This is a genomic window from Christiangramia sediminicola (assembly GCF_031344135.1).
GTDB lineage: Bacteria > Bacteroidota > Bacteroidia > Flavobacteriales > Flavobacteriaceae > Christiangramia > Christiangramia sediminicola.
In genome coordinates this window covers 92,022-107,007 of sequence record NZ_JAVJIU010000003.1, presented here as the reverse complement: position 1 = coordinate 107,007, position 14,986 = coordinate 92,022, and the positions used below count along the sequence as shown (strand labels likewise).

At 36.7% G+C, this 14,986-nt stretch carries 10 protein-coding genes; 5 read left to right on the top strand and 5 right to left on the bottom strand.

The annotated features are described in order from the left end of the window. Positions 1–61: 61 nt before the first annotated feature. From RE431_RS07825 to proC, 4 genes are all read right to left on the bottom strand, one after another. Positions 62–1,936, bottom strand: coding sequence for a M61 family metallopeptidase (locus tag RE431_RS07825; protein ID WP_309561420.1), 1,875 nt, complete (start codon positions 1,934–1,936; stop codon positions 62–64). Positions 1,937–2,035: 99 nt separating this feature from the next. Beyond that, positions 2,036–3,235: a glutamate-5-semialdehyde dehydrogenase gene (locus RE431_RS07820; RefSeq protein WP_309561419.1), complete on the bottom strand. Its 1,200-nt coding sequence runs from the start codon at positions 3,233–3,235 to the stop codon at positions 2,036–2,038. 34 nt (positions 3,236–3,269) lie between these two features. Continuing rightward, positions 3,270–4,043 carry a glutamate 5-kinase gene (proB, locus tag RE431_RS07815; protein ID WP_309561418.1) on the bottom strand — a complete coding sequence of 258 codons (774 nt, stop codon included), beginning with the start codon at positions 4,041–4,043 and terminating at the stop codon, positions 3,270–3,272. Between the two features lie 36 nt (positions 4,044–4,079). Beyond that, positions 4,080–4,886 (bottom strand): pyrroline-5-carboxylate reductase, encoded by an 807-nt coding sequence (proC, locus tag RE431_RS07810; protein ID WP_309561417.1) that lies wholly within the window; start codon positions 4,884–4,886, stop codon positions 4,080–4,082. Between the two features lie 616 nt (positions 4,887–5,502). On the opposite strand from proC, the gene RE431_RS07805 reads away from it, so the two are divergent. The 5 genes from RE431_RS07805 to ggt all read left to right on the top strand — a co-directional run bounded on the left by RE431_RS07805 (position 5,503) and on the right by ggt (position 14,323). Continuing rightward, positions 5,503–9,162 carry a chemotaxis protein CheB gene (locus RE431_RS07805; RefSeq protein ID WP_309561416.1) on the top strand — a complete coding sequence of 1,220 codons (3,660 nt, stop codon included), beginning with the start codon at positions 5,503–5,505 and terminating at the stop codon, positions 9,160–9,162. Positions 9,163–9,169: 7 nt separating this feature from the next. Further along, the gene (locus RE431_RS07800) at positions 9,170–11,383 is read left to right on the top strand and encodes an ATP-binding protein (protein WP_309561415.1); all 2,214 of its coding nucleotides are present in this window, start codon (positions 9,170–9,172) and stop codon (positions 11,381–11,383) included. A 59-nt stretch (positions 11,384–11,442) separates the two neighbouring features. Beyond that, positions 11,443–12,003: a response regulator gene (locus tag RE431_RS07795; RefSeq protein ID WP_309561414.1), complete on the top strand. Its 561-nt coding sequence runs from the start codon at positions 11,443–11,445 to the stop codon at positions 12,001–12,003. Further along, a complete protein-coding gene (locus RE431_RS07790) occupies positions 11,987–12,541 on the top strand; it encodes a biliverdin-producing heme oxygenase (protein WP_309561413.1) in 555 nt (184 codons plus the stop codon). Before RE431_RS07795 ends, RE431_RS07790 begins: the two co-directional genes overlap by 17 nt. A gap of 69 nt (positions 12,542–12,610) precedes the next feature. Further along, positions 12,611–14,323: a gamma-glutamyltransferase gene (gene ggt / locus RE431_RS07785; protein ID WP_309561412.1), complete on the top strand. Its 1,713-nt coding sequence runs from the start codon at positions 12,611–12,613 to the stop codon at positions 14,321–14,323. Here ggt and RE431_RS07780 read toward each other — a convergent pair. Continuing rightward, positions 14,320–14,904 (bottom strand): pseudouridine synthase, encoded by a 585-nt coding sequence (locus RE431_RS07780; protein ID WP_309561411.1) that lies wholly within the window; start codon positions 14,902–14,904, stop codon positions 14,320–14,322. The two genes, ggt and RE431_RS07780, sit on opposite strands and share 4 nt — an antisense overlap. Between the last annotated feature and the right edge of the window lie 82 nt (positions 14,905–14,986).

Sequence of the window (14,986 nt, the reverse complement as noted above, 5' to 3'; positions counted from 1 at the left end):
TAAAGCAAAAAAAAGCGACGGGAATTTTCCCGTCGCTCTTCATACAAAAATCTATTTCAGATTATCCTTTTAACCAGGAGTTTCTTAGTTCCATTTCGTCACCATCAGCATTCTGAGACTCAACGATCTTCATCTCTTTATCCATAGGTTTAGTAACTTTCCCTTCTAATTTCATTTCTTCTCCATCACGAATAATTGTCATGCTAATTGCATCACCTTCTTTCCATTTATTAGATTCGGTAATCAGCTCGTATACATTCTGAATGGTATATTCAGTTCCATTAACAGATTTAACTATGTCACCGCCCTTTATTCCAAGGTCGTTAAGGAAAGAATTTAGTTCGATATTATCTCTGAACATAATCTGCATAGTAGCCTGGTTTGCCGTGATATATGGAGTTTGTCCTTTAAGGAAGTATCCAACTTCACTCATCACTTCTTTTTCTTCAAGTCCAGCTTTTGCGAAGAATTCGTTGTAAGGAATTGGAGTTGTTCCAGTAATATACGTATCAAAGAAATCCTGAATTTCAGGATAGGTTAATGCCACGATATCAGAGATCAATTGATCATCTTCGAAAGGCTTATCTTTTCCATATTTAGCATTCAGCTTTTTCATAAGGTCAAGAATCCCCATATTTCCACTGCTAAGTTCCCTTAAGCGAATATCCAGCGCCATTCCTATCAAAGCACCTTTCTGATAAACATTGTAATAAGAGTCTTTGTACTCATCAGTTAGAATGTTTTTACTCATTACAGTAAAAGGAACTGTATCATCAAATCGCTTGGAAATATTGATCTTATCAACCATTCTGTCATAAAACTCCTGATTGCTTATAAGTCCCTGGTTTACCTGAAACAGGTTAGCGAAATATTCAGTTACACCTTCGTACATCCATAAATGCTGAGACATTTTAGGATCATTATAATCGAAGTAGTGTACTTCATTTGAGTGAATTCCAAGCGGAGTGATAATATGGAAGAATTCATGGGAAACGATATCGGTCATACTTTCATCAAAAGCTTCTGCTTCCATAGTTTCTGGCATTACCACAACTGTAGAGGTATGATGCTCTAAAGCTCCAAAATTACCAGCGTCATTCTTTCCTGGAGTAGCTGAAAGATAAACCAGAATCGCATATTTGTCTGTACTATTGATATCTCCTAAAAATCTTTTCTGAGCACGGATCATCTTCTCAAGATTCGGCTTAAGACTTTCAGCTGAAAATTTCGCATTTGGAGAGTATACATCGATTAGTACTTCCATATCCTGAACCATAAAGCTCGTAGTATCTGGCGCAGAATACATGATTGGGTTATCTATTACCTCGAAGTAGCGATCTAGGTTATACACATCTGTTTTTACAGCTGTATTTTCATCACTTTGAGTGTCAGCAATAGTTAGAGCAGTACCTGCAATAAGATCTGCTGGTCTCTTAATTTCTAATCTGAATGGTTTTTCTTTAGATTTTTCGAAGTAACCTACAAATCCGTGAAGGTTCAAAAGAAAATTCTTGTCTTTGGTAATATTAGTTCCGGCCATGGAATACACGCCGCCTTCTTTTTCCCAGTCGAATGAATCGTTAACCAGATACATTACCTTATCCAGGTTTTTGGCATTTGCGATGGTCCAGCTATTGTCATCGATCTTTTCAAATGACATTTCGTTTCCTTTATAATCCAATGCCTTAAAACTCTCGGAGAATTTACCATAGTTATCGGTAGAATAGGTTCCCGGAACGGTTTTCGGAATAAAGAAAGTGGTAGAATCTTCTGTAAATCTATCTGGATCTACACTAACCCAGACCTTATCATCTTCTACATTTACCAGATCGATTTGCGCAACGGTTGGTTGCTCCACCTGAGGTTCAGATACATTTTGTGTTTTACAGGCAAAAAGAAGTGTCGCAGATGCTACTCCTAAAATTATTTTTTTCATGAATATTGTCTTTGTTGTATAAGACTAAAACCTATTTAATTTGTTACATAAAAAAAGGCGCCAATCGGCGCCTTTTTAAAATTATATAGTTTTTAGCTCTTAAACTCTTACGTGTCCTTCACCTAGAACATAATATTTATTAGTTACTAATTGCTTCAATCCTAATGGACCTCTATGGTGAAGTTTATCGGTTGAAATTGCCAGCTCGGCTCCAACTCCCATCTGTCCACCATCGGTGAATCTTGTAGAAGCATTATGATAAACCGCAGCACTATCTACCTGCTCCATGAACGTAACTGCTTCATCCTTATCTTTTGTGATTATAGAAGCAGAGTGACCTCCTGAATACTGGTTGATTTTTTCTATCGCATTTTCCAGACCGTCAATTGTTCCAATTACAATTTTCATCGCAAGGAATTCTTCATACCAGGTATCTTCTGAAGGAACTTTTTCTTCATCAGTCAGCACTTTTGCTACTTCATCATCTACAAGAATATTCACTTTATTGTCTCTGAATAATTCTTGAAGTTCCTTTAATTTACTTTCGTAACCTTCGATATTCTTATCTACAAGAACCTTATCTAAAGCATTACAACCTGATATCTTATCGATCTTAGCATTCAACATTACTTTTTTAGCAACATCAAAATCTGCATTTTTAGATACGTATAGGAAGTTATTTCCTCTACCGCTCACAAGCACTGCTCCGGTTGCATGTTCTTTCACAAATGCAATTAATCTTTCACCACCTCGTGGTACGATTAAATCAAGCTGTTCCGGCGGATTTTTAAGGAATTCCTGAGTTTGTGTTCTGTCAAGATGTAACAGTTTTATCCATTCTTTCCCTAAACCATTTTCTTCAAGCGCTTCATGCCAGCATTCTTCAAGGATCTTGTTACTATTAATGGCTTCTTTACCACCTTTAAGATAGATCTTATTATTGGCCTTAAAAGCAAGTACCGCAGCCTCGATAGTAACATCAGGTCTTGACTCGTAGATGATCATTATATTTCCGAAAGGGGCTGTCTTATTTGTAATGTCAAGACCTGTATCAAGTTTTCTGTGTTCGATCACCTGTCCAACAGGATCATCCTGATCCATAACTTCTTTAACGGACTGGATCATACCATCAACTTTTTTCTCATCTACGATCAATCGGTCATACATCGCCTGGTCATCTTTACTAAATGCTTCTAGGTCTTTTTTATTTGCCGAAATAATTTCAGCACGTCTCTTATCCAGAATATTCATCATGGATTTAAGTACGTTATTTTTAGTTTCAGATTTTATCAACTTCATTTTCTTTTTTCTTTAGTTTAGTTAATTCTTTTGTTTACGAGGTGAACTTGGTACCAACCGGTTTACCAGCCATAATATCAAGTATCACGTTGTCTCGCTTACCGTTTGCGATGTAAGTGGTAATATTCTTCGCTGCAGTACCTTTGGCGATCTTGATTTTAGACTCCATGCCGCCACGGCCTTCACCTTCACCTTTATTAGATTCCTGAACATATTTCTCAACGTTCTCATCGATCTGTACTTTATTCAGTTTCTCTGAATCATCATGTTCAGGGTGTCCTGTGTATAATCCGTCAGTATCACTTAGTATGATAAGCTTTTCAGCACCGATTAGTTCAGCTACCAAACTTGCCAGCTCATCATTATCAGAGAACATAGACATGGTTACAGAAACCGCATCATCTTCATTTGCAATTGGAATGATTCCTTCAGACAGAAGAGATTCATAACAATTAATCATATTCTCTCTGTGAATTCCCGGGCTAAAGTCTCTCTTTGTTGCAAGAACCTGTGCACAACGCATTCCATAATCATGGAAAATACTATAGTAGTGGCGCATCATACGAGGTTGTCCTACTGATGAGTAAACCTGTCTACGTTTACTTTCATCTTTAATATTTATTTCGCCAAGAATCTCTTTCCCGGCAATTGCAGAACCTGAGGAAACAAGAACTACCATAATATCCTCTTCATATAGAGTGGCGATCTGTGTAACAAGGTTCTTTAGTACTGGACCTAAAATTCTGTTGTCTTTATTGGTCATTACATTCGTACCAACTTTTACAACAATTCTTCTTTTCTTATCCATTTTTAACGTCTTTCGTTGTATAATTTTTAAGTTGTTTTATTTATCTTCTCCTAGTTCTACTGCACGATCAAAAGCCGCATATGCTGCCTCTTTAATCAGTTCCTTAACATTATTGTCGTCCATAGAATCTAAAGCGGCTCTGGTAGTTCCACCTTTTGAGGCTACTCGATCCATCCAAGTATCTGGAGAAAGATCGTTCTGGTTGAATAGTTCAACAGCACCTTCAAAGGTTTGACTTACTAATACTTTTGAATCGTTTTTAGAGAATCCCATTTTACGGGCAGCTTCAAGCATTGAATTCATGAAATAGAATACATATGCAGGACCGCTACCTGAAATACCTGTAGAGGCATCAATGTAATTTTCGTTTTCTACATGTATAGATTCTCCAGTAGTATCAAGTAAATTTCTTACCATCAATAGTTCCACTCGGGAAACCTCAGGAGATTCAGTATAAGATGTAACACCTTTACCTACCTGTGCAGGTAAATTAGGCATTGAACGAACAACTTTTTTCACTTGAAGACCTTCCTGAATCTTGGCAATGGTCACCCCGGCCATAAGAGAAACAAATATTTGTTCTTTATTAACCATAGGTTTCATTTCTTCAAAAAGATCATCACAGTGGTAGGGTTTTACTGCAACGAATACCATATCTGCTTGGGGCAGGCACTCTTCAAGGGATTCATATACGTCAAAATGGTCAAGATCTCTCAATCTTGCAATCACATCTGCTGACTTATCGAAAACCATAAGATTTCTTCGATTAAGCATTGCAGACTGTGCCATTCCTTCGGCGTAAGTTAGTCCCATGTTTCCTGCTCCAATTACTAATGTCTTCATTTTTACTTTTTTGGTTCAATTAATATTGACTTTCTGCCAATCAATTTCAGCCTTAATTGGACAAAGACCGTGCGATAATGCCAATATTGTTGGTTAGTAATTATTTTGAGACGATAATTTACCCTGATTTTATGAAAACCTGCATTAATAAAAACTTAAAATCCGTTGAAATATCCTAAATCGAAATACTTTAAAGCTGGGAATTACTCAGGTAATCAATTCATTTTCTGACTATTTATGGGTAATATTTCCCCTTTAATAGAAATATGGAAACATATTAGTTATGTAAGATAACGTGAGATTCTTCTTTTCTTAAAAAAATGTTATTTCTAATTTGACTTTCTTAAAGAATCTAAATCTTTGCAGAAATGGCAAGATTATGCAATAATGTCAGGTCTTGTAATGAGGCTGGTGTCTCGATTGAAATTATGATAATAAATTTTGGCACGACTTTTCCACAGGGAGAAGAGCAAATAGTTGGAATCATCAATAAATACTAAGCATTTGCCGCAATAAATGTTTGTATTGTAGTAAAAAATGAGAGAAAAAATTTATATTATTACAGATTCCTAATAATCTTTGTGATTGTTAAAGTAAAAACCTACTACTCAGATTAATGAAAAGTACCAAAGAGAGTTCTACAGTAGAAACTGTGAGTGAAAATAATGTTGATCAAACTAGGATTATTGCAGTAGGAGCAAGCGCCGGAGGCTTAGAAGCCTTAAAGGCTTTTTTTAAGAATATCCCTGCAAGTGATAAGAATGCTTATGTTGTAATTCAACATTTATCCCCGGATTATAAAAGTATGATGGGAGAACTTCTCAAGAAGAATACTAATCTACCAATTGTACAGATAACCGATCAGATGGAAGTGAAATCTGGTCACGTTTATCTAATTCCACCTGCTAATAACTTAGTTCTTGAAGATGAAATTCTTAGGCTTACTGAAAAGCCGAAGAATCAAACTCTCAATTTGCCTATAGATATGTTTTTCGAATCCATGGCTAAGCAGCGTAAAGAACAGGCCATTGGAGTTGTTCTTAGTGGAACCGGAAGTGATGGGACAAGAGGAGCCAGAGCTATTAAGGAGAACGATGGTATGGTCATGGTGCAGGATCCAAAAGAAGCGAAATTCGATGGGATGCCAAAAAGCGCTATTAATACAGGCCTTGTAGATTATATTTTATCTGTAGATGAAATGGGTGCGGAATTGAGAAACTTTATTTCCAGTCCTCCAATATTTCACTTCAAAGGTGGCGACGTTCAGTATGACGAAAAGGAATTGAACAGAATCCTTAGTTATATAGATGAAAAAGCCGGTCTTGATTTTAGAGAATATAAATATGCCACGCTGGCAAGGAGAGTTGCTAGAAGGGTTAATATTTGTAAGTGTAAAGACCTTAAAGAATATTATGACTACCTAACTAAGGAAAAAGAAGAAGTTGAAATTCTATATAGGGAATTCCTTATTGGTGTAACCAAATTCTTCCGTGATGAAAAGGTTTGGGAAGTTTTGAAAAGAGACGTGTTCCCTAAAATGATCCAGGAGAAGGAAGATGGTGAAATTTTAAAGGTATGGGATGTTGCCTGTAGTACGGGTGAAGAGGCATACTCTTTTGCCATGTGCCTGCATGAGGAAATGGAAAACCAGGGAAAAGACCTTGAGATCAAGATCTTCGCTACTGATATTTCTCAGCCTCACCTTGATATAGGAGGAAAAGGGATTTATCCTGAAAGTATTGTTGCCGATGTTTCCAAGGATCTTCTATTGAAGTATTTCTTAAGTAAAACGAACGGTTACCAGGTTTCAGATAAGATTAGAAGATCTGTGATATTTTCTAAACATAATATTATAAAAAATCCACCTTTCAGTAATATGGATATGGTGGTTTGCCGAAATCTTTTGATCTACTTCCAGAACAGTATTCAAAAGAAAGCACTGAATATGTTACACTATGCATTGAAACAGGATGGGGTATTGGTGCTTGGAACCAGCGAAAGTGTGCATACTCATAAAGAGCATTTTAACGAGATAGATCGTAGATGGAAGATTTACAGAAATATCAAGCCAAGTACTCGTTTAAAGAATGGAATAAGTCATGCATCTGCTACAGGAAGTCCAACAGCAGGTTTGCTTGAAAATAAATCGGATAGAGAAAGGAAAGTCTACAGGTCTAATTCTAATCCTATTCGTCAGAAACTTCAAGGGGAACTTAATGAAGCAATTCTTGACCAGTTTGGCGGAGCTTCGGTTTTTGTAGATTCAGAATACAATATTTTACAGGCCGTTGGAGAATTTAGAAAATATGCCAACTTTCCGGTAAGTGGATTCTCTATCAACCTTCTGGATATGATGGATTCTGAATTGAAATATGTGGTTCAGTCTACCTTTAATAAAGCTTTTAAGAATGGTGAAAAGGTAGTGTATCGCGATGCGGTGATCACTCACAAAGATTCTAAGTTAGGAGCTGATATTATTGTAAAGCCTTTTAAAGATCACAGTCTGGAAGGTGAAACCAATTATGTGATCACTTTTATAGAGAAGGAGCTTAATTATAAAGAAGTAGAGGAGGTTGCAAAAGTTAGTCCTTCAAGTCAAACGAAGGAATATGTTGCAAGCCTTGAAAATGAACTGAAGCAAACAAAAGAAGATCTTCAAACTTCACTGGAAGAAATTGAAACCAGTAATGAAGAATTACAGGCGGCGAATGAAGAATTGCTAGCTTCTAACGAGGAACTTCAAAGTACAAATGAAGAACTTCAAAGTGTAAATGAAGAGATTAATACGGTAAATGCTGAGAATATTCAGAAGATGGATGATCTTGCTGCATTAAATGCCGATATGAACAACCTGCTGAAAAGTACTGATATCGGGGTTATTTTCCTTGATTCAGATCTTACCATCAGGAAATTTACTCCTGCAATTAAGAAGCATTTCAGCCTGATCAATGGTGATGTTGGAAGGCCAATTGATAATTTCACAAATAGCTTTGGTCTTACAAGGAGACAGAGTTTTCTTGATAGATGTGAAAAGGTATTGAATACCGGTAAAACATTAGAAAAGCACATTGTCTCAAGAGAAGGGAAGAATTACCTGCAAAGGATCTCTCCTTATATGGAATCTAACCGCGAGATCAACGGAGTTGTAATTTCATTCATCGATATAGAAACGATTCAGAAGTCTAAGGAGAAATTGATGGCTAGTGAGAAACGTTTCAAGTCATTCTATGAAGATGATCCGGTTCTTCACGTAAGTGTAGATCCAAAAACTTCAGAGATCGTTCAGTGTAATAGAAAAGCTGTACAGAAACTTGGATATGATTCTAAAGATGATCTTATTGGAAAATCTATAGTTGAATTATTTGATAAGGAGTCTCAGATAAGTACAATGAAGCTGAAATCAAGTATTAAGAAATCTGGTGAGCTCATTAATATTGAGCAAAATATGATCACTAAGAAAGGTAGAATTTTACCGGTAATTCTTAATGCAACGGCTGAAAAAGATGAAAATAATAATCTTAAGACCATTCGTTATACCTGTGTAGATATTTCTGCACTACAAAAAGCACAGGAACAATTAAAAGAGCAGAAAAATGATCTTGAGCGTGCCAATAGAGATCTGGAGCAATTCGTTTCAATATGCTCTCATGACCTTCAGGAACCATTAGCAACTATTAAGTTTGGTAGTGATGTTCTTGGAAAGATGTACGCAAGTCAACTTGACGAAAAAGGTGAAAATTATATAAAATACATAAAAAATGCTTCAGACAGGCTTTCGGCTCAGATCCGTGCTCTGTTAGAACATTCAAGAATTGGTAAAAACGGTAAGAAAACTCTTGTAGATACTAAAGAGATCGTTGAGGTAGTGAAGTATGATCTTGGAAAGAGTATCAAAGATTCAAATGCAAAAATTCATACAGGAGCATTGCCAGAACTTAAAGGATATGAGGTTGAACTAAGGCTTTTATTCCAGAATCTTATTAGTAATGCCATAAAATATGTTCCTAAGAGTAGGGATCCGGAAATCAGAATTTCAGCTTATAAAGAGGATAAATACTGGGTATTCTCTATAGTTGATAATGGGGTTGGAATTTCCAAAGAAGATCAGAGAAACATATTTACGATTTTTAATAGGGTTCCTGGAAATGATGATATGGAAGGAACCGGAGTTGGTCTAGCTCACGTAGAGAAGATCGTGTTATTGCACGAAGGATCTATTTGGGTTGACTCACAAGAAGGAGTAGGGAGTACCTTCTATTTCAAACTAAAAGCTTAATTAGAGAATGACTGATAACAATCGGTACCCCGAAAAAGTAGATCTTTCAAGTTGCGAAAAAGAACCAATTCATATTATAGGAGTTACCCAGGAACATGGCGTTCTAGTTGCTTGTGATAAGGAAACAGGAAGAATTGGTCAGGTAGGGGAGAACAGCAGTGAGTTTTTCGGAATTGCTGCTGAAGAGTTGCTTGGAAAGAGCCTGGAATCTATTCTGGGAAGTAAACTCGCCGATGCCCTTCTAACTACTATTAAAAACGATGAAGTTTTTGAAGTTGAAGAGACTTCGATCAATGGGAAACAATTCATTATTATCCCACATCTTTCCAGACAAAATCTAATTCTTGATATCGAACCTATCGATGGTAAAGGTGATAATTTTGATTTTCAGAAAGAACTTACGAGCCTTTTAAATACACTTAGCGCATCAGAGGATGCTGAAGAATTGTGTACAGATGCAGCAAAGATCACGAAATCTATTTTTGGCTATGATAGGGTAATGATTTATAAGTTTGATGAGGAGTGGAACGGTAAGGTCATCGCTGAGGAAAAGAATGAAGGAATGGATAGCTGGTTGGGATTGCAATATCCTGCAAGTGATATTCCTAAGCAGGCAAGACAGTTATTCCTCAAAAACCGGGTTCGTACAATTTCAAAGGTTAATTATAAACCTGTGAAGATCATACCATTGATTTCACCGATTAATAATGAACCTCTAGATCTTACAAATTCGAAATTACGTGGTGTTTCTCCAATTCATATTGAATATTTACAGAATATGGAAGTTGGAGCTTCACTAACCGCAGCTCTCATTAGCAATGGTAGATTATGGGGATTAATAGCCTGTCATCATTACGAGCCGAAATTCATAAACTATTACCAGCGTCAAACCTGCGAGTTCCTTATTCAGATTTTTTCAAATGAATTATCTCTGAAGAATTCGAACAGCTTTTTGACCAATATTGAAAAGGTTGATGAATTGCGTATCAAATTGGTCAACCAGATACATCAGAAGAATAGTATTAAAAAAGGACTGAGTGGTCAGAACATCAAATTAACCGATCTATTTGATTGTGGTGGTGCAGCGATCGTTCTTAACGGCAAGGTGAAAACGGTAGAAAATACTCCTTCTAAAAAAGAGATCAAAAAACTGACAAGCAATTTCCTGGCGAAGAAGAGCGATAGCTTATTCTTCACAAAGAATCTTTTACAGTTTTATCCAGAAGCGAAAAACTTCAAGGAATCAGGTTCTGGAATTTTAAGTTTAAGGCTTGGACAAAGCGACCGCGATTTCTTAATATGGTTTAGGCCTGAAGTCATTCAAAGCGTTGATTGGGGTGGGAATCCTGAAAATAAAGCGACTTATGATGCTGAAAAAGAACGTTTGACTCCAAGAAAATCTTTCGAAAAATGGACGGAGGAGCTTACTGGTGTTGCAGATACATGGAAAGATTTTGAAATAAGTGGTGCCAGAAAATTAAGTGAAAGTGTTAGTTACGTAATTCTGGAGAATCAGAAGAAAGAGATCGATAAATTAAACGAACAATTGATTGAAGCTCATAATGAGCTGGAATTGTTCAGTCAGGGATTATCACATGATCTGAAAGCTCCACTTAGAGGAATTGATGGTTATGCTCATATTTTAAAAGAAGATCATTATTCAGACCTTCATAAAGAAGGTCAGATGGCCGTGGATACGATTCTAAGCTCAGTTGAAGAGATGCAGGATCTTATTGACAATATTTTGTCTTTCGCCGGAGTATCTAATAAGGATGTTGTAAAGAACACGAATTCTATAGATCGTATGATCCAGGATATTTTAACAGGTTTTAATGTAAAATCTAATTATCCTAATACAAAAATTGAGGTGGAGGGAAATCTTCCAAAAGTGGTTGGAGACAAACGTATGTTAAGCCAGGTGTGGTCTAATTTAATCACCAATGCTCTTAAATACAGTGAGAAATCTAAGAATCCGAAGATCGAAATAGGTAGTGAAGTTCGAAATAGAAAAACTGTTTATTACGTAAAGGATAATGGTATAGGCTTCGATCCGAAATTTAAAGAAGAGATCTTTAACCTGTTTTCAAGGCATTCGGGAGACGATTATCAGGGAACTGGTATAGGTCTGGCAATTGTTAGAAAGATCATAGAAAAGCATGATGGAGAGATCTGGGCTGAAAGTAAGCCTAATAAAGGATCAACATTTTACTTCTATGTTTAACTTTTAAGCATTGTTTAATATACAGGATTCTCTTACTTTCGCACATATTCGTGTAGCAAATGATCAAGAAGAAACTTAATATCCTACTTGTAGAGGATAATCAGAACGATATTTTTCTAATTAAGAGGCAGATCGGCAAGATCGTCTCTGAACCAAATATCGAGATAACCGATAATCTTGAGGACTGTAAAGACCTATTGGTCAATTTTGCACCAGATGTGGTTTTATCAGATTACAATCTTCCAAATTGTACAGGTCTAGATATTATGGAGATGGTGAAAGAATATGATGAGACCATTGAATTTATCTTCATTACCGGGACCATTAATGATGAAGAACTTGCTGCAAATACAATTCTAAGTGGTGCTGCGGGTTATATCCTGAAAAAAGATATAAATAATCTTGGGGAAAAATTGGAGCCGTTGCTCAAGAAAGTGGTGATCAATATGGTCTCTAAAGATGAATTAAGAGAAAGAATCAGAAATAACAAGATCACAGTTAATCAAATCTACAGCTATCTGGACAAAATAAATTCAGATAATGCAGAGCAGCGTGATAACATTAAGCAGATCAAAGAGGCGATAGACAGATTTAATTTGGAAGATGGAGATACTGAATAGCTTAAGAGAAAAAACCAGAATACTACACGAAGAAATTGAAAAGGATAACATCGCAGGCAAGATCATGGATCACTCCATAAGCCTTGACGAATATAAACTGCTGCTTTTTCAAAACTATGTTGCTTATAAATCCTCCGAATCTGAAATAGCCAGGTTTTTGCCTGATTACTCCATGGATAAAACCTTACGACTTGAGAAGGATCTTAAAAATTTAGGAGTTACTGATCTCGACCTGGAATTAGATTTCAATTGCGATACTGTAGCGGAAGCCATTGGTGCCGCTTATGTGGTTGAAGGATCTGCTATGGGCGGAATGTTAATTGGAAAAGAGATCAGGAATTGTGATACCTTAAAATCAGTTGGAGATCAATATTTTTTCAGCGGGGACAGAAGCAGCATGGCAGGATGGAATCAATTCCTAAAATACCTGCGCTCCAGAGATTTTAATTCTGAAGAAATTTCAGCAGCAACCAAAAAGGCAAAACAAACCTTTCTTTTATTCAAAGAAGCATTCAATTTAGAACTTACCAACTGCTAAAAATTATAATTTTTCAGGTTGTTTTAAAGTTCAATTTTAAGTAGGTTTAGTTTTTCTAAATCATATTGAATGCGAACTTTCACCAGGTCTTTTTTAGCTCTATTATTTATAATTTTCTCAATTTTTCAGACCCAAGCTCAGGGAGGAAGAATTCCTGTTTCAGCAAAAAAGGGAATGGTGGTGAGTAGTCATTACCTGGCTTCTGAAGTTGGTAAAGAAATACTTGCAAAAGGTGGTACCGCCATGGATGCGAGCATAGCAACTGCTTTTGCTTTGTCTGTAACCTTACCTGCTGCTGGAAATATTGGCGGTGGTGGATTCCTTGTTTATTACGGTGGTGATGGTGAAACTACAACATTCAATTTCAGAGAAAAAGCTCCTCTTGCAGCTACCCGTGAAATGTATCTGGATGAGAACGGAAAAGTAAAAGATAATTCTAATCATGACGGAATTTTAGCCGTTGGTGTTCCGGGAACGGTCGCTGGTTTATATAAAGCACATCAGAAATTTGGAAAATTAGACTGGGCTGATCTTGTACAGCCGGCGATTGAGATCGCCGAAAAAGGTTTTCCGGTTAGTCCACATATCGTAGGTTTTTCCAACTGGGTTCTGGAAAATAGTGATGAATATAAATCTACGGCTAAGATATTTTTGAAAGATAAGGAAGCGGCATTTGAAGTAGGGGATACCTTAATTCAAAAAGACCTTGCTGAATCTTTAAAACGAATCAGGGATCATGGAGCTGATGGCTTCTATAAAGGAAAGACTGCCAGTCTTATCGCGAATTACATGAAGGCTAATAATGGTATCATTACTAAAAAAGATCTGGAGGTTTATGAAGCGGAAGAGATGCAGCCAATTGAAGGAACTTATCGCGGTTATGATATAATCGGTATGGCACCGCCAAGTTCAGGAGGAGTAACTATTGTTGAAATGCTGAATATTCTGGAAGCTTATGATCTAACTGAAATGGGTCACAATTCCGCAGAAAGTTTACATTTTATTACCGAAGCCATGAGAAGAGCTTATGCCGATCGTGCACAATTCCTGGGCGATCTTAACTTTAATCCTCAGGTTCCATTAGAAAGGCTGACGTCAAAGGAATATGCTGAGGATTTGAGAAAAGGTATTCTGGCAGCAAAGGCTTCAAAAAGTGATTCAACTAATTTCAATAAGGCCCATGCAGCTTACGAAAGCCCGGAAACCACACATTTGTCTGTAGTTGATTCTGAAGGAAATGCGGTTTCTCTAACTTATACTTTGGAGCAATCTTACGGTTCAAAAATAGTATTGGAAGGCGCTGGTTTTTTGCTGAATAACGAAATGGGTGATTTTAATGCCATTCCCGGTTATACAGACTCCAAAGGAAGAATAGGCACAGAACCAAATCAGATTGAGCCTGAAAAAAGGATGTTATCCAGTATGAGTCCAACAATTGTGGCAAAAGATGGAAAACCGGTTATTGTGATCGGTTCACCAGGAGGAAGAACTATTATTAATACGGTTTTACAGGTTATTCTGAATGTGGTAGATCATAAAATGGATATCGCAAAAGCGATTGAATCGCCAAGATTCCATCATCAGTGGCTTCCTGATACTTCCTATTTTGAAGATTGGGGCTTCTCTCCTGATACTTTTAAAATTTATACTGAAAAGGGACATGAGATCGAAACAAGAGAAACACAGGGTAGGGCAATGGGAATATTTATAGATCCTGTTTCCGGAGAGTTAGAAGGCGCTGCTGATAGCCGAAGTTATGATGGGAAAGCAGTTGGTTACTAAACATCAACCTTATCAAGTTCAATTACTTCACCTGCTTTCATATTATCCAGCTTTTCACTACCAATGCGTACTCTTACCAGTCTTAAGGTTGGAAAGCCTACGGCAGCCGTCATTTTTTTAACCTGGCGAAATTTACCTTCAGTAAGAGTAATACTAACCCAACTGGTTGGTCCATGACGTTCATCCCTGATCTTTTTTGCTCTTTCAGGAAAAACAGGTCTAACTTCTAATTTGTGCGCTTCACATTCTAAGGTCATATAAGCCTTACCATAAATACTGATCTCCACACCCTTCTGCAACTTTAATAAAGCTTCTTCAGATATATCTCCATCAACCTGGACGTAATATTCCTTTTCACTATTTCCGGCAGTGATCTTTGTACTTAATTTTCCGTTGGTGGTTAGTAAAAGAAGACCTTCAGAATCTTTATCAAGCCTGCCTATAGACATTGTATTTTCAGGAAAATTATAAAGCTCACCAAGTAATTTAAACTTACCAGCAGATTTCTGATTGGTAATAAACTGGCTTAGATAACCATAAGGCTTATAAATTTTAAAGTGTTGGTGATATTCTTCCTTCATGATGCTCAATATATATTATTACGTCAAAGTTTATAAAAATTTTAAAAGTTGTTTTCAAAGAATCTGATTAAGTTACGGTGAT